This window comes from Streptomyces sp. NBC_01260 (genome assembly GCF_036226405.1).
Taxonomy (GTDB): Bacteria; Actinomycetota; Actinomycetes; order Streptomycetales; family Streptomycetaceae; genus Streptomyces; species Streptomyces laculatispora.
The window spans coordinates 6,415,322-6,431,269 of sequence record NZ_CP108464.1; the positions used below are offsets into that span (position 1 = coordinate 6,415,322).

The 15,948-nt window shown below is 71.4% G+C and carries 12 protein-coding genes; 8 read left to right on the forward strand and 4 right to left on the reverse strand.

Annotation, left to right across the window (positions count from 1 at the left end):
* Nucleotides 1-9: 9 nt before the first annotated feature.
* Entirely contained in the window at nucleotides 10-408 is a 399-nt protein-coding gene (locus OG322_RS28610) for a DUF3040 domain-containing protein (protein WP_123470013.1), read from the forward strand.
* A 212-nt stretch (nucleotides 409-620) separates the two neighbouring features.
* Here the strand turns inward: OG322_RS28610 and OG322_RS28615 are convergent, their stop codons facing one another.
* The 4 genes from OG322_RS28615 to OG322_RS28630 form a co-directional block, all read right to left on the reverse strand.
* Entirely contained in the window at nucleotides 621-3,029 is a 2,409-nt protein-coding gene (locus tag OG322_RS28615; RefSeq protein ID WP_123470011.1) for a transglutaminase TgpA family protein, read from the reverse strand.
* A gap of 10 nt (nucleotides 3,030-3,039) precedes the next feature.
* Complete coding sequence (locus OG322_RS28620) at nucleotides 3,040-4,425, reverse strand: DUF58 domain-containing protein (RefSeq protein ID WP_123470008.1); 1,386 nt, start codon at nucleotides 4,423-4,425, stop codon at nucleotides 3,040-3,042.
* The gene (locus OG322_RS28625; protein WP_123470005.1) at nucleotides 4,425-5,474 is read right to left on the reverse strand and encodes an AAA family ATPase; all 1,050 of its coding nucleotides are present in this window, start codon (nucleotides 5,472-5,474) and stop codon (nucleotides 4,425-4,427) included. Before OG322_RS28625 ends, OG322_RS28620 begins: the two co-directional genes overlap by 1 nt.
* A 242-nt stretch (nucleotides 5,475-5,716) precedes the next feature.
* On the reverse strand, nucleotides 5,717-6,280 hold the full coding sequence (locus OG322_RS28630; protein ID WP_266412222.1) for a beta-class carbonic anhydrase: 564 nt from the start codon (nucleotides 6,278-6,280) through the stop codon (nucleotides 5,717-5,719).
* 402 nt (nucleotides 6,281-6,682) lie between these two features.
* Between OG322_RS28630 and rsmH the strand changes: the two genes are divergently transcribed.
* From rsmH to murD, 7 genes are all read left to right on the forward strand, one after another.
* The gene (rsmH, locus tag OG322_RS28635; protein WP_123470001.1) at nucleotides 6,683-7,648 is read left to right on the forward strand and encodes a 16S rRNA (cytosine(1402)-N(4))-methyltransferase RsmH; all 966 of its coding nucleotides are present in this window, start codon (nucleotides 6,683-6,685) and stop codon (nucleotides 7,646-7,648) included.
* Between the two features lie 103 nt (nucleotides 7,649-7,751).
* Complete coding sequence (locus OG322_RS28640; protein WP_329307779.1) at nucleotides 7,752-8,312, forward strand: cell division protein FtsL; 561 nt, start codon at nucleotides 7,752-7,754, stop codon at nucleotides 8,310-8,312.
* A gap of 4 nt (nucleotides 8,313-8,316) precedes the next feature.
* Entirely contained in the window at nucleotides 8,317-10,305 is a 1,989-nt protein-coding gene (locus tag OG322_RS28645) for a peptidoglycan D,D-transpeptidase FtsI family protein (RefSeq protein ID WP_329307192.1), read from the forward strand.
* A gap of 18 nt (nucleotides 10,306-10,323) precedes the next feature.
* Nucleotides 10,324-12,042: a UDP-N-acetylmuramoyl-L-alanyl-D-glutamate--2,6-diaminopimelate ligase gene (locus tag OG322_RS28650; RefSeq protein WP_123469997.1), complete on the forward strand. Its 1,719-nt coding sequence runs from the start codon at nucleotides 10,324-10,326 to the stop codon at nucleotides 12,040-12,042.
* A 4-nt stretch (nucleotides 12,043-12,046) separates the two neighbouring features.
* Entirely contained in the window at nucleotides 12,047-13,453 is a 1,407-nt protein-coding gene (locus OG322_RS28655; RefSeq protein ID WP_123469994.1) for a UDP-N-acetylmuramoyl-tripeptide--D-alanyl-D-alanine ligase, read from the forward strand.
* The gene (gene mraY, locus OG322_RS28660) at nucleotides 13,450-14,520 is read left to right on the forward strand and encodes a phospho-N-acetylmuramoyl-pentapeptide-transferase (protein WP_123469991.1); all 1,071 of its coding nucleotides are present in this window, start codon (nucleotides 13,450-13,452) and stop codon (nucleotides 14,518-14,520) included. Before OG322_RS28655 ends, mraY begins: the two co-directional genes overlap by 4 nt.
* The gene (murD, locus tag OG322_RS28665) at nucleotides 14,502-15,944 is read left to right on the forward strand and encodes a UDP-N-acetylmuramoyl-L-alanine--D-glutamate ligase (protein ID WP_241199940.1); all 1,443 of its coding nucleotides are present in this window, start codon (nucleotides 14,502-14,504) and stop codon (nucleotides 15,942-15,944) included. The genes mraY and murD overlap by 19 nt, the downstream gene beginning before the upstream one ends.
* Nucleotides 15,945-15,948 lie beyond the last annotated feature (4 nt).

Consider the following 15,948-nt stretch of genomic DNA (forward strand, 5'->3'; position numbering starts at 1 on the left):
GAGGACTCCGTGCCGCTCTCGGAGCACGAGCAGCGAATGCTCGAGCAAATGGAGCGAGCGCTGTACGCCGAAGATCCCAAGTTCGCGACAGCGCTCGAGGGAAGCGGGCTGCGTACGTACACCCGGCGACGGGTCTACCAGGCAGTTGCTGGCTTCCTGGTGGGTATCGCGCTCCTCATGGCCGGAATGGTCGCCCAGCAGATCTGGATCAGCGTGGTGGGGTTCCTCGTCATGCTGGGCTGCGCGGTGCTCGCGGTCACCGGTTGGCGCAAAGCGCCCAAGCCCGGTGAGCAACAGACAGCCGGAACCGGTGGCGGGGGCGAGCGTCGACAGCCCAAACAGCGCCGGACCGTGATGAACCGGATCGAGCAGCGGTGGCAGCGTCGCCGCGATGAGCAGGGCCATTAAGAGCTTCGGACACTGATGTGTGAGGGGCGGTCGCATTTCTGCGACCGCCCCTCACACGTGAGTCCGCGCCGGGGCGCCGGCCGGGCGGTGTGCTTTCGATCGCCGGGCGGGCCGGAGGAGACGCCGCAAACCCCTGGCGGGCCGGAAGAACCCCTGGGCGGGCCGGCCACAGCGTCCGGGTGGGCTCGCAGCCCACCCGGACACCGGGCGGGTCAGCCCTCCTGGCGGGACGGGCGTCGCAGCCAGGCGGGGCGTCGGGGCATGCTCCATCTGGCGGTCAGGGCTGCCCGGCGATCCGAGGCCGCCCACACCACCCGAATGGCCGATCGCGGAGCCATGACCGCGCGGAGCCGGGTGAACCGGCCGACGGAGGCCCGCAGCGCGGTCCGTACCGCCCGCACATCCTCCGAAAGCCCTGCCTCGGGCCGCGGCTCCGGCGCGTAGAGCGCCTGCTCCACCGCTCCCGCCACCCGGTGGACCGCCTCGGCCCCCTCGGTGTCGAGGTGCCCCAGCCGCACGATCCGGGCCGCGGCCCTGCGCGGGGTCAGCGACTCGTCCGGGGCGATGCCGTGGTCCCACGCCGTGTCGGTGATCTCCCGCCAGGCCGCCAGCGTTCTGGCGGTGGCGTCGCCCGGCGTACGCCCGGCGGAGAAGCTCAGCCTGCGGGCCCGGGCCCTGATCCGCCAGAGCATCGGCAGCGACGGCAGCAGCAGTACGAGCAGCACCAGCAGGGTCACGCCGAGCACCGTGCCCGCCGGCGTCCCCGAATCCGTCGGCCCCACCGCTCCCGGAGCCACCGTGCTGCCGCACTCGCCCTGCTTGCGCAGCTGCGGCGGGCAGCTGTCCGAGGCGGACGGGGCGACCGGCGTCGCGGCCGACGCGCCCGTCTCCGGGCGGGCCGGATCGGCCGGATCGCCGGAAGGGGCGTCCGGCAGGGTGTACGACGGCACGGTGCCACGCGTCGGCGTCGGCTCGAAGCGGGTCCAGCCGATGCCCTCGAAATACAGTTCCGGCCAGGCGTGCGCGTCGCGCAGCCCGACCGACATCGAACCGTCCGACTGCGCGGTACCGGGAGTGAAGCCGACGGCGACCCTGGCCGGGATTCCGAGCGTCCGGGCCATCGCGGCCATCGTGAAGGAGAAGTGGACGCAGAAGCCCTGCTTGTCCTTGAGGAAGCGGCCGATCGCCGCGCTGCCGGTGCCGGAGTTCACCGAGGTGTCGTAGGTGAACCCGCCGTCCGAGGCGAAGTAGTCCTGCAGCTTCACCGCCTGCTCGTAGGCGGTACCGGCGCCCCGCGTCACCCTGTCGGCCGTCTCCTTGACCACCTTCGGCAGTGAGCCGGGCACCCGGGTGTACTCGCGCTGGAGGGCGGCCGGGGCCGGTCCCGCGTTGGCGAGCTGGTCCGACGTCGGCTGTACGACCAGGCTGGAGACCTCGTACTGCGCCCCCTGGGTCGTCTCCCCGTCGTCACCGACCAGGGTGCGGCCCTCCGACTCGTACCGCCAGCGCCCGCCGACCCTGACCTCGGTCGCCGGATAGGGGAGGGGCAGATAGGTCTGCCGGTAGGAACGGGACGCGGAGATGTTCGAGCTGATCTCCGTGACCGCGACCTCCGGGGACAGACCCCCGGGGCTCGGAAGCCGCTTGGGCACGTCCTTCAGCCGGCGGGTCGACGCCCGCCATTCGTTTCCGTTGAACTGGTCCAGCGCCAGGATGCGCAGATAGAAGTCCTGCGGACTGTTCGAGTTGGTGCGGTACGACATCACCTGCCGGTTCTCCGGCTGGTTGAGGTTGTTCTGCAGGGAGACCAGCGGGTTCACCGCGGAGATGGTGCCGCCACCGCCCCCTCTGCCGTTGCCGGCCCCCGTGCCGGCCAGCAGACCGCTGTCGAGAGCGGGCAGCGCCGCGGGTACGGCCAGGGCGATTCCCAGGGCCAGCGCGCCGATGCGGCGCCCCGTGCGCACCGGGGCCAGCGCCCCGCCGCCCGAGAGGCTGCCACCGGCCGGGCCGCCGCTGGGCCGGGCCGCTCCGGCGAAGACCCGCCCCCACTGGGAGAGCCGGTCGCGCCCCTCGGCCAGCAGCAGGAGCAGATAGCCGCAGGCGGCGAGGAGGAACCACAGCCAGTCCGCGCCGCCGTCCGACAGCCCGGCCGCGACGGAGTACAGAGCCAGCAGGGGCAGCCCGGCCGGCGCGGCACTGCGGAACGTCACCGCCAGCACGTCCACCGCCAGACCGACCAGCAGCACACCGCCCACCAGCATCAGCCGGATGCCCGCCGTGGCCGGCGCCGGAATCGCGTACCGGCCGACGTCATCGGCCCCCGCGGACAGCAGATCCACGAGCAGCCGTACGGACTGCGGACCCGGCAGGAACCCCGCCACCGCCTGCTCCCGGGCGAACGCCACGGTCAGCAGCACCAGCGTGACCAGCATCTGCGCGACGACGGTCAGCAGCCGAGGCAGCGGCACCCGGCGGCTGAGCGCACCCACCCCGAACTGGATGGCCAGCAGGAACGCGGCCTGCACCATCCAGCTGACCGGGTCGACCAGCGGCAGCATCGAACATGCCGCCATCAGCGTCGCCGCAAAGGCGCACAGCGCCAGCCGACCACGACCGCTCATGACCGTCCCCTCATGACCAACCACTGGAGAAACCTGTCGTACCGCCCGTCGCGCCGCCCACGGCGGCGGACTGCGTCAGCGAACCCAGATGGCTCGCCTGCTGCCACAGCCGGGCGAGATCCGTTCCGGGCCTCACCGCAACCGCCGTCCACCCCGACTCGCGCAGCAGCCGCAGCCGCCGCTCGGACGCCGCCTCGGTGGCGGGCGACTCACCGTGCACCCAGGCGGCGCTGTCCAGCACGAACGCGACGGCACCACCGCTGCGCTGCCGCATCCGGGCGGCCACGGCCGCCTGCTCCTCGTCCAGGTCGCCGAGGAAGGCGATCAGCAGGCCCTCGTTGCCGCCGCGCAGCACGTCGTACGCACGGGAGAGACCGCCCCCGTCGGAGTGGTCGACGACGGCGAGGGTGTCCATCATCAGCCCGGCCGCGGCCGCGGAGTCCTGGCCGGAGCCGGCGAAACCGCCCGACCCCTCACTCGGGAGCGCGCTGCCCTCGTCCGTCAGCAGCCGGACCGCGAAGCCCCGTTCCAGCATGTGCACCAGCGCGGAGGCGGCCCCCGATACGGCCCACTCGAACGCCGAGTCGGGCCCGGTCCCCTGATACGCGATCTGCCGGGTGTCCAGGAGCACCGTGCATCTGGCCCGCTGCGGCTGCTCCTCGCGGCGCACCATCAGCTCGCCGTAGCGCGCGGTGGAGCGCCAGTGGACGCGGCGCAGATCGTCGCCGTGCCGGTAGCCGCGCGGGATCACGTCGTCCTCGCCGGCCAGCGCCAGCGACCGCTGCCGCCCCTCGCCGTACCCGGAGGACTCGCCCGCCAGCCGCACCGGCGGCAGCGGTTCGGTCCGCGGGATGACGACGAGCGTGTCGTACGCGCTGAACGAACGCGTCAGCTCGCACATCCCGAACGGATCGCTCAGCCGCAGCTGCAGCGGACCGAGCGGATAGCGCCCCCGCAGATCGGACTGCACCCGGTAGGAGACCTCGCGCCGGCCGCCCGCCTCGACCCGGTCCAGGACGAAGCGGGGCCGTGGACCGAGTACGTAGGGCACCCGGTCCTGGAGCATCAGCAGACCGGTGGGCAGCCGCGAGATGTTGTCCATCCGCAGATGGACCCGCGCCTCGGTGCCCGCGGGCACCCGGGACGGCGAGAGCCGCCGGGTGCCCGCGACCCGGTAGCGGGTCCGGAAGAGCACCGTCACGCAGACCAGCGGCAGCACGGCGAGGAGCAGTCCGACGCGCAGCAGGTCCCCCTGGCCCAGCACATACGCACAGGCCGCGGCGGCGATACCGGCCGCGAGGAAGGACCGTCCGCGCGTGGTCAGCCCGCTCAGCGCGGCCCGCAGACCGCCCTTGTCGTCGCTGTCGTCCATCGCGGTTGCCCCCCCGGCGCTCATCAGAGCCGCCGCGCGCCGGGCTGCTGCCGACTGCCGTACGCGCCGCCCGGCTCATGCTGCGGCATCGGGACGGCCGCACCGCCCGCCGCGGTCGGCACCGGTGTCTGCTGGAGGATCTCCAGCACGACCTGCTCGGCGGTGCGGCGGTTCAGCTGGGCCTGCGCGGTCGGCAGCAGCCGGTGTGCGAGCACCGCGACCGCCAGTGCCTGCACGTCGTCGGGCAGGCAGTAGTCCCGGCTGCTCAGGGCCGCGGTGGCCTTCGCCGCGCGCAGCAGATGCAGAGTGGCGCGCGGCGAGGCGCCGAGCCTGAGATCGGGATGACTGCGGGTGGCCCCGACGAGCTGCACCGCGTACCGGCGGACGGCGTCGGCGACGTGGACCGTCCGCACCGCTTCGATCAGCTTCACGATGTCGTGTGCGTGCGCCACCGGCTGGAGGTCGTCCAGGGGCGAGACACCGCCGTGCACATCGAGCATCTGGAGCTCGGCCTCCGGGCTTGGGTAGCCGATCGACACCCTGGCCATGAACCGGTCGCGCTGGGCCTCGGGCAGCGGGTAGGTGCCCTCCATCTCCACCGGGTTCTGGGTGGCCACGACCATGAAGGGGTCGGGCAGCTCGTAGCTGTGCCCGTCGATCGTGACCTGGCGCTCCTCCATCGACTCCAGCAGCGCTGACTGGGTCTTGGGCGAGGCGCGGTTGATCTCGTCGCCGATCACGATCTGGGCGAAGATCGCGCCCGGTTTGAACTCGAACTCGCGGCGCTGCTGATCGAAGATGGACACCCCGGTGATGTCCGAGGGCAGCAGGTCAGGTGTGAACTGGATACGCCGCACCGAGCAGTCGATGGACCGCGCCAGCGCCTTGGCCAGCATGGTCTTGCCGACTCCGGGGACATCCTCGATCAGCAGGTGCCCCTCCGCGAGCAGCACGGTCAGCGAAAGCCGTACGACCTCAGGCTTGCCCTCGATCACACTCTCCACCGACCTGCGCACCCGCTCCGCTGTGGTGGTCAGATCTGTGAGGCTCGCTCGATCGTCATAGGTCGTCACCCGGCCCTCCTCGGCCCTGCCCCACGCTCACCAGGAGCACGGGATTCCCCTGTCACGGGCCGGTGCTCCTGTGCGGCCCGGCCCACCCCGAAATACGGACACCTCGCCTGACGACGTCCGACGGGGTGTCACACCCGCATTCTTGTTGCCGTTACCGCTTCGTGTCACTTGCCTGGGACAACTGGGGCCGATATGTCGGGTTGGGTCGGCTTTTTTGATGCCCGGCGGAGACCTTCCGGAGGTCAGGAAGCCGGAAAGATCTCGCGCAGCAGACCGGTGGTCACATCGAAGACGAAGCCGCGCACGTCATCGCTGTGCAGCAGGAACGGCGACGTGCGGACGCGCTGCATCGACTGCCGCACATCCTGGTCCGCGTCGCTGTACGCCTCCACGGCCCAGACGGGGCGCTGGCCGACCTCCCCCTCGAGCTCCTGACGGAACTCCTCGGTGATCGACTCCATACCGCAGTTCGTGTGGTGGATCAGTATCACGCTGCGGGTGCCGAGGGCCCGCTGGCTGATCGTCAGTGAGCGGATCACGTCGTCGGTGACCACGCCGCCCGCGTTGCGGATGGTGTGGCAGTCGCCGAGCGCCAGGCCGAGCGCCTTGTGCAGGTCGAGCCGGGCGTCCATGCAGGCGACCACGGCGACGCGCAGCACCGGCTTCGCGTCCATGCCGGGATCGCTGAACTCGGAGGCGTACTCGACGTTCGCCTCGACGAGGCGGTCGGTGACCGTGCCGCCGGTGCCGGCCCGGCCGGTGACGGGAACGGACGGCTCGGCAGGAGAATGCGCGGAAGTCGACATGGACAAGACGTTAGCCCGGGTCGGCCGCTCCGGCGTGGCGTGGAAGCGGACAAAGAACGTCAACGGTGTTTGTTGTGAGGTAACCCACAAGCCTCACACTCGGTCACCCGACCGGGTGAACAAAAGGGAGGGACGACGCGCTGCCGGGTTGATTGATCGGGAATCGATCGAATGGCAGGGTGGGCCAAGACCGCCTGCCGGTCGGTCTAAAGTGACGGGAAGTTACCGACACCCTGCACATTCCGAAGTTTCCCCGTGTGCGCGGCGTACGTACGGCCCGGCCCTCTCCCGCCCGCCGGTCGGCTGACGCCACTTCCCCGGCGCCGGCGGACCTCCCCTTCGCGAGCGGGCGGGGACCAGGCCGTACGTGCCGCCACCCGGGACCTGAGCCTGAGAGGGCGCATGAGCCAGACCCGACACGTCCCGGTGATGCTCCAGCGGTGCCTGGACCTGTTGGCCCCGGCTCTTGAGGCACCGGGACCGCAGCCGCCCGTGGTCGTCGACTGCACGCTGGGCCTCGGCGGACACAGCGAGGCGCTGCTCTCCGCCTTCCCCACCGCCCGGCTGATCGCGCTGGACCGGGACAAGGAGGCGCTGCGCCTCTCGGGCGAGCGCCTCGCCCCCTACGGCGACCGCGCCACACTGGTGCACGCCGTCTACGACGAACTGCCCGAGGTGCTCGACCGGCTCGGCGTCCCCAAGGTCCAGGGGATCCTGTTCGACCTCGGTGTCTCCTCCATGCAGCTGGACGAGGCCGACCGCGGATTCGCGTACGCCCAGGACGCCCCGCTCGACATGCGGATGGACCAGTCGACCGGCATGGGTGCGGCCGAGGTGCTCAACACCTATCCGCCCGGCGAACTGGTCCGGATCCTGCGGGCGTACGGCGAGGAGAAGCAGGCCAAGCGGATCGTCTCCGCCGTCGTCCGCGAGCGCGAGAAGGAACCCTTCAGCAACAGTGCCAGGCTCGTCGAGCTGATCCGTGACTCGCTGCCGCAGGCCGCCAAGCGCACCGGCGGCAACCCCGCCAAACGCACCTTCCAGGCGCTGCGCATCGAGGTCAACGGCGAGCTCAGCGTGCTGGAACGGGCGATCCCGGCCGCTGTGCGGAGCCTCGCCGTCGGCGGGCGCATCGCCGTCCTCTCGTACCACTCGCTGGAGGACCGGCTGGTCAAGCAGGTGTTCGCGGCGGGCGCCGCCAACACCGCCCCGGCCGGGCTGCCGGTCGTCCCCGAGCGCTACCAGCCCCGGCTGAAGCTGCTCACCCGGGGCGCCGAGCTGCCCACCGAGGAGGAGGTCGCCGAGAACCGGCGCGCCGCCCCCGCCCGGCTGCGTGGCGCCCAGCGGATCCGGGCGGAGGAGCGATGAGCCCTTGGAGCCCCGGTGCGCGGACACGCCCCAGGGACGGGGCGGTGCGGTGAGCAAAGCGGCCGGGCAGCTGAAAGGGCGTGCCGCACGGCTCACCCGGCTGATGCCGGCCGGGCCGAGCAACGCGGCCCGGACCCCCTTCGTCCTGCTGGTGGTCCTGCTCCTGGGCGGCGGCCTGATCACCCTGCTCCTGCTGAACTCCGCGCTCAACGAAGGATCGTTCCGGCTGAGCGAGCTGAAGAAGCGGACCACGGACCTCACCGACGAGCAGCAGGCGCTCCAGCGCGATGTCGACAGCTCCGCCGAGCCCGACGCCCTGGCCCGCCGGGCCAGGGAACTGGGCATGGTCCCCGGCGGCAGCCCCGTCTTCCTGGGCCCCGACGGCACGGTCCGGGGCGTTCCCTCGGCCGCCACCGCCGGGCCGGCCCCCGCACCGCCGCAGAAGACCCCCGCACCGCCGCAGACCCCCGCACCGCCGCCGCGGACCACCGCGAGCCCGGCGGCGCTCTCCGGTTCGCCCGGCCCCACCCCTCCGGGCGGCGCGGCGGGCACGCCCGCCGCCACACCGAGTACGTCCGCGTCGGGCGCCGACGCGGCCGGGCCGAGCGGATCGACGACCACTCGTACCCCGGCAGACCAGCCCTCCACGAGCCCCGGCAGGTGACGCAGTGCCTTCCAAGGAACCACCGCGCCGGCGGGTCCCCGGCCCGGCGCGCCCCCGTAACGCGGCGCCCCGCTCCGGCCGCGCCCGTCCCGACGCGCGGCGTCGGACCTCGTCGGCCGCCGCGCGCAGGCCGGCGCCGCGCAGCCGCTCGGGCCGTCCGCTGCGGCTGGGCAGTCCGCGCCCCAGGCTGCGGCTGGTCAGCCTCGCCCTGACACTCGTCATGATCGCGTTCGTCGTCCGGCTCCTGCAGGTCCAGGCCGTTGACGCCAACGCGTACGCGGCCAAGGCCGACAGGAACCGCTACCTCAGCTACACCGTCGCCGCCGAGCGCGGCGAGATCACCGACCGCAGCGGCATCGCGCTGGCCACCAGCGTCGACGCGTACGACATCACCGCCGACCCCAAGATGTTCACACCGGCCGACAGCAAGGCCCCGGACGCCCCCCGGCAGGCCGCCGCCCTGCTCGCGCCCATCCTCGGTGCCGACGCCGCCGAGCTGACGAAGAAGCTGGCGAAGCCGAAGAGCCGGTACACGGTGCTGGCCCGCCGGCAGACCCCGCAGGTCTGGAAGCAGATCAAGGACCTCAAGTCGGTCTTCGCCGAGAAGGCCTCGAAGGACAAGGCAGCCGGCGGCCCCGGAGCCAATGTGCTGGCCGGTGTCTTCCAGGAGGCGACCACCAAGAGGGTCTATCCCAACGGCGGGCTCGCCGCCGGGATACTGGGTTATGTCAATGCCGAGGGAAAGGGCGCGGGCGGCCTGGAATCCCAGCTGGACAAGGAGCTGGCGGGCGAGGACGGCACGATCAGCTACGCCCAGTCCGGTGGCCGCCGGGTGCCCACCGCGGGCACCAAGGAGGTCCCGGCCGTCGCGGGCTCCGACATCGAGCTGACCATCGACCGCGACATCCAGTGGGCGGCCCAGAAGGCCATCTCCGAACAGGTGGCGAAGTCCAGGGCCGACCGTGGCTACGTGGTCGTGCAGAACACCCGGACCGGCGAGGTGCTCGCCATGGCCAACGCCCCCGGCTTCGACCCCAACGACCTCTCGCAGGCCGACGCGGCGTCGCTGGGCAACGCCGCGCTCCAGGACGTCTACGAGCCCGGCTCCACCAGCAAGGTCATGTCCATGGCGGCGGTGCTGGAGGAAGGGGCCGCCACCCCCGGTACCCACGTCACCGTCCCCAACCGGCTGCACCGCGGCGACCGGGCCTTCAAGGACGACATCGACCATCCCACCTGGTACCTGACGCTCAACGGCGTACTCGCCAAGTCCAGCAACATCGGCACCATCATGGCCGCCGGACAGCTCGGGAAGACCCAGGCCCAGGCCAACAAGACGCTCTACTCCTACCTGCGCAAATTCGGCATCGGCTCACCGACCGGACTCGGCTACCCGGGTGAGACCCCCGGCATCCTCGCCAAGCCGCAGGACTGGTCGACCTCGCAGCAGTACACGATCCCGTTCGGCCAGGGGCTCTCGCTCAACGCCATGCAGGCCGCCTCGATCTACTCCACGATCGCCAACGGCGGGGTCCGGATCGCACCGACCCTCGTCCGCGGCACCAAGGGGGCCGACGGCCGCTTCACCGCCGCCGACGCCCCGGAGCAGTCCCGGGTGGTCAGCGAGAAGACAGCCAGGACACTGGCGCGCATGCTGGAGTCGGTGGTCGGTGACCAGGAGGGCACCGGGACGAAGGCCAAGATCCCCGGCTACCGCGTCGCGGGCAAGACCGGTACGGCCAACCGGGTCGATCCGGTACGCGGCGGCTACCACGGCTACACCGCGTCCTTCGCCGGTTTCGCTCCTGCCGACGACCCTCAGATCACCGTCTACTGCGCGATCCAGAACCCCACCAAGGGCGGCTACTTCGGCGGCCAGATCTGCGGACCCATCTACAAGCAGGTCATGGAATTCGCCCTCAAGACGCTTCAGACCGCACCGTCGGGCAGCGAGCCGGCCAGGCTGCCGGTGACCTTCGAACCCGGCGAGTGAACTCAGGGAGACCATCCAGTGACAACCATCACCCCTGATCCCGGGAACCGGAACGGGAACCACCGCGACCCCGGCCCCTCACTTCGCGAGAGGCCGGGTGCTCCCGGTACGCTCACCGCCGTGCCCCACGCTGAACAGTTCCGAACCACCCAGAAGGACGCCCCTGTGAACTACCCGGGAGCGCCCCGCCCGGATCGGCTGCGGCCGACCTCCATCGGTGAGCTGGCAGCCCGGCTGGGAGTCGAACCGCCTGGCACCGGCGAAGTCACCGGCATCACCCACGACTCCCGGGCCGTACGCCCCGGAGACGTGTACGCGGCCCTGCCGGGTGCCCGCCTCCACGGCGCCGACTTCACCGCCCAGGCGGCCGGCCTCGGCGCGGCCGCCATCCTCACCGACCCCTCGGGCGCCGAACGCGCCGCCGCCACCGGACTTCCGGTGCTGGTCACCGAGGACCCGCGCGGCCGGATGGGCGAACTCGCCGCCGAGATCTACGGACACCCAGGCACCGACCTGCTCCAGATCGGTATCACCGGAACCTCCGGCAAGACCACCACCGCCTACCTCATCGAGGGCGGCTTCCGCGGCGCCGGACGCAGCACCGGTCTGATCGGCACCGTGGAGATGCGGATCGGCGACGAGCGCATCAAGTCCGAGCGGACCACCCCCGAGGCCACCGATCTGCAAGCCCTGTTCGCCGTCATGCGCGAACGCGGCGTCGACGCGGTGACCATGGAGGTCTCCAGCCACGCCCTGGTGCTCGGCCGGGTCGACGGCTGCGTCTTCGACGTCGCCGTCTTCAACAACCTCAGCCCTGAGCACATGGAGTTCCACTCCGGCATGGAGGACTACTTCCAGGCCAAGGCGCGGCTGTTCACCCCGCAGCGCAGCAGGCAGGGCGTCGTCAACTTCGACGACGAGTACGGCCGCAGGCTGATCACCGAGGCGTCCGTCCCGGTCACCACCTTTTCCGCCGAGGGTCACCCGGATGCCGACTGGCGGGCCGAGGACGTCGAGGTCGGCCAGCTCGGCTCCACCTTCACCGTCGTCGGCCCCAAGGACCAACGGGCCACCGCCCGGGCCCCGCTGCCCGGACCGTTCAACGTCGCCAACACCCTGGCCGCGATCGTCACCCTCGCGGTCGCGGGCATCGACCCGCAGATCGCGGCCGACGGCGTCGCCGCCGTGCCGGGGGTGCCCGGCCGGCTGGAGCGGGTCGACGCCGGACAGCCGTACCTCGCACTCGTCGACTACGCGCACAAGACCGACGCCGTCGAATCGGTGCTCCGCTCCCTCCAGAAGGTCACCGAGGGCAAGCTGCACATCGTCCTCGGCTGCGGCGGCGACCGCGACACCACCAAGCGCGGCCCGATGGGAGCAGCCGCGGCCCGGCTCTCCGACACCGCCGTACTGACCTCCGACAACCCCCGCTCCGAGGACCCCCTGGGCATCCTCGCCGCCATGCTCGCGGGCGCCGCCGAAGTGCCCGTGCACGAACGCGGTGACGTCCTGGTCGACGCGGACCGGGCCGCCGCCATCGCCGCCGCGGTCGGCCGGGCCGGGCCGGGCGACACCGTACTCATCGCAGGCAAGGGCCACGAGCAGGGCCAGGACATCCACGGAGTGGTGCGCCCCTTCGACGACCGGGTGGTCCTGCGCGAGGCCATCGAGCGGTCCCTGGGACACGAGAGCGCCGTCCACCGTGCCCCCACCCATGAGAACAACAGTCAGGGATGACCAAGTGATCGCCCTTTCCCTCGCCGAGATCGCCGAAATCGTCGGCGGGCAGTCGTACGACATACCGGATCAGGCAGTAACCGTCAGCGGGCCAGTCGTCATCGACTCCCGGGAGGTGAAGCAAGGCAGCCTCTTCGTCGCCTTCGCCGGCGAACGGGTCGACGGCCACGACTACGCGCAGCGCGCGGTCGAGGCGGGCGCGGCAGTCGTCCTGGCCGCCCGCCCCGTCGGCGTTCCCGCGATCGTCGTGGACGACGTGGTGGCGGCGCTCGGCGCGCTCGCCCGCGCCGTCGTCGGGCGCCTCGGCACCACCGTGGTCGCCCTCACCGGGTCCGCCGGCAAGACCTCCACCAAGGACCTGATCGCCCAGCTCCTGGAGCGCAAGGGCCCCACCGTCTACCCGGCGGGCAACCTCAACAACGAGATCGGACTGCCGCTCACCGCGCTGCGCGCCACCGATGAGACCCGGCACCTGGTCCTCGAAATGGGTGCCCGCTACATCGGCGACATCTGTTACCTCACCGGCCTCGTCCCGCCCCGGATCGGCCTCGTCCTGAACGTCGGCACCGCCCACATCGGCGAGTTCGGCGGGCGCGAGCAGATCGCACAGGCCAAGGGCGAGATGGTCGAGTCGCTGCCCGCGGACGGCCTCGCCGTACTCAACGCCGACGACCCGCTCGTCCGCGCCATGACCTCCCGCACCAAGGCCCGCGTCCTGCTCTTCGGTGAAGCCGCGGATGCGGACGTACGGGGAGAGAACGTGCGGCTCACCGACGACGGCTGCCCCGCGTTCCGCCTCCACACACCCACCGGGTGCAGCGATGTGACCATGCGCCTGTACGGTGAGCACCACGTGTCGAACGCGCTCGCCGCGGCCGCCGTCGCCCATGAGTTGGGCCTGTCCGCAGACGAGATCGCCGAGGCGCTCTCCGAGGCGGGCACCCTCTCCCGCTGGCGCATGGAGGTCACCGAGCGTCCGGACGGCGTGACGTTCGTCAATGACGCCTACAACGCCAACCCCGAATCCATGAGAGCCGCGCTGCGCGCGCTGGCCGCCATGGGGAAGGGGCGTCGTACGTGGGCAGTGCTCGGCCAGATGGCCGAGCTCGGCGACGCCTCGCTCACCGAGCACGACGCGGTCGGACGGCTCGCCGTCCGGCTCAACGTCAGCAAGCTCGTCGCGGTCGGGGGCAGAGAAGCCTCCTGGCTGCAACTGGGCGCATACAACGAGGGTTCGTGGGGTGAGGAGTCGGTGCATGTGTCCGACGCACAGGCTGCCGTCGACCTGTTGCGCAGTGAACTGCGCCCGGGAGACGTCGTGCTGGTGAAGGCGTCCCGGTCGGTCGGCCTGGAGCAGGTTGCCATGGCACTGCTGGATAACGCGACCGAGGGCGAGGTCGCCGGCCGATGAGGCAGATCCTCTTCGCGGGGGCCATCGGGCTCTTCCTGACCCTGGTCGGTACCCCGCTGCTGATCAAGCTGCTGGCCCGCAAGGGATACGGGCAGTTCATCCGGGACGACGGCCCGCGCAGCCACGGATCGAAGAAGGGCACGCCCACCATGGGCGGCATCGCCTTCATCCTGGCGACGATCATCGCGTACGTCCTGGCGAAGGTGATCACCGGCGAGGACATGCGCTTCTCCGGTGTGCTGGTCCTCTTCCTGATGGCCGGCATGGGACTCGTCGGCTTCCTCGACGACTACATCAAGATCGTCAAGCAGCGTTCGCTGGGCCTGCGCGCCAAGGCGAAGATGGCCGGTCAGCTGATCGTCGGTATCGCCTTCGCGGTGCTCTCGCTCCAGTTCGCCGACGCCCGCGGCAACACCCCCGCCTCCACCAAGCTCTCGTTCGTCGAGGACTTCGGCTGGTCGATCGGCCCGGTGCTGTTCGTGGTCTGGGCGCTCTTCATGATTCTCGCCATGTCCAACGGCGTGAACCTGACGGACGGTCTGGACGGCCTCGCCACCGGTGCGTCGGTGATGGTCTTCGGCGCGTACACCTTCATCGGGCTCTGGCAGTTCCAGGAGTCCTGCGCCAACGCGGCCACCCTCACCAATCCGAGTGCCTGTTTCGAGGTACGAGATCCACTCGACCTCGCGGTCGTGGCCTCCGCCCTGATGGGCTCCTGCTTCGGCTTCCTGTGGTGGAACACCTCGCCCGCCAAGATCTTCATGGGCGACACCGGTTCGCTCGCCCTCGGCGGCGCGCTCGCAGGTCTGGCGATCTGCTCCCGCACCGAGTTCCTGATGGCGGTGCTCGGCGGCCTCTTCGTGATGATCACGATGTCCGTCGTCATCCAGGTCGGCTCGTTCAAGATGACCGGCAAGCGGGTCTTCCGGATGGCGCCGCTCCAGCACCACTTCGAACTCAAGGGGTGGTCCGAAGTCCTTGTCGTGGTCCGCTTCTGGATCATCCAGGGCATGTGTGTGATCGTCGGTCTCGGCCTCTTCTACGCAGGATGGGCAGCCAAGAAGTGAGCAACGTGGACTGGCAGGGCAAGCACGTCACGGTCGCCGGACTCGGGGTCTCCGGGATTCCGGCGGCCCGGGTGCTGCGCGGTCTCGGCGCCGTCGTCACCGTCGTCAACGACGGGGACGACGAGCGCTCCCGTACCCAGGCCGCGGAGCTGGAGGCGCAGGGCATCACCGTGCGCCTCGGCGACGGGGCCACCCTGCCCGAGTCCACCGAGCTCATCGTCACCACCCCGGGCTGGAAGCCCGACAAGCCGCTGTTCGCCGCGGCCGCCGAGGCAGGCGTCCCGGTCTGGGGCGACGTCGAACTCGCCTGGCGGCTGCGCGGCCAGGACGGCCGGGAACCGGCCCCCTGGCTCGCGGTCACCGGAACCAACGGCAAGACCACGACCGTGCGGATGCTCGCCTCGATCCTGGAGGCGGCCGGGCTGCGCACCGCGGCCGTCGGCAACATCGGCGTCTCGCTCCTGGACGCGGTCCTCGGCGACGAGACGTACGACGTACTCGCCGTCGAGCTCTCCAGCTACCAGCTGCACTGGTCGCCCTCGCTGCGCGCCCACTCCGCGGCCGTCCTCAACCTGGCCCCCGACCACCTCGACTGGCACGGCTCCATGGAGGCGTACGTCGCCGACAAGGGCCGGATCTACGAGGGCAACAGCGTCGCCTGCGTCTACAACGCCGCGGACGGGGTCACCGAGGACCTGGTGCGCGGGGCGGACGTGGAGGAGGGCTGCCGGGCGATCGGCTTCACCCTCCACGCCCCCGGGCCCTCCCAGCTCGGGGTCGTCGACGGCATCCTCGTCGACCGCGCCTTCGTGACGAACCGGCACAAGCAGGCCCAGGAGCTCGCCGAGGTCGGGGACGTGAACCCGCCCGCCCCGCACAACATCGCCAACGCGCTGGCGGCCGCGGCGCTGGCCCGTGCCTTCGGCGTCGCGCCGGCCGCCGTACGGGACGGGCTGCGGGCCTTCCGCCCGGACCCGCACCGCATCGAGCGTGTCGCGGAGGTCGCCGGGGTCACCTACATCGACGACTCCAAGGCCACGAACACCCACGCGGCCGAGGCCTCCCTGGCGTCCTACGACCCGATCGTCTGGGTCGCCGGAGGACTGGCCAAGGGCGCCACCTTCGACGAGCTGGTGACCGGGTGCGCGAAGCGCCTGCGGGGCGTCGTGCTGATGGGCGCCGACCGCGCCCTGATCCGCGAAGCCCTCGCGCGACACGCGCCCGAGGTCCCGGTGGTCGACCTCGACCGGACCGACACTGGGGCGATGTCCGAGGCGGTCCGCGAAGCGGCACGGCTCGCCCGGCCGGGAGACACCGTACTGATGGCCCCGGCCTGCGCCTCGATGGACATGTTCGTCAATTACAACAAGCGGGGCGAGGCCTTCGCGGACGCCGTCCGCGCACTGGCCGCCGAGAGCGCCTGACGGG

Excerpts from the sequence above, each read along its gene's own strand:
- OG322_RS28615 (WP_123470011.1), bottom strand. The coding sequence starts at position 3,029 with ATGAGCGGTCGTGGTCGGCTGGCGCTGTGCGCCTTTGCGGCGACGCTG.
- OG322_RS28620 (WP_123470008.1), bottom strand. The coding sequence starts at position 4,425 with ATGAGCGCCGGGGGGGCAACCGCGATGGACGACAGCGACGACAAGGGC.
- OG322_RS28630 (WP_266412222.1), bottom strand. The coding sequence starts at position 6,280 with ATGTCGACTTCCGCGCATTCTCCTGCCGAGCCGTCCGTTCCCGTCACC.
- rsmH (WP_123470001.1), top strand. The coding sequence starts at position 6,683 with ATGAGCCAGACCCGACACGTCCCGGTGATGCTCCAGCGGTGCCTGGAC.
- OG322_RS28640 (WP_329307779.1), top strand. The coding sequence starts at position 7,752 with ATGCCGGCCGGGCCGAGCAACGCGGCCCGGACCCCCTTCGTCCTGCTG.
- mraY (WP_123469991.1), top strand. The coding sequence starts at position 13,450 with ATGAGGCAGATCCTCTTCGCGGGGGCCATCGGGCTCTTCCTGACCCTG.
- murD (WP_241199940.1), top strand. The coding sequence starts at position 14,502 with ATGGGCAGCCAAGAAGTGAGCAACGTGGACTGGCAGGGCAAGCACGTC.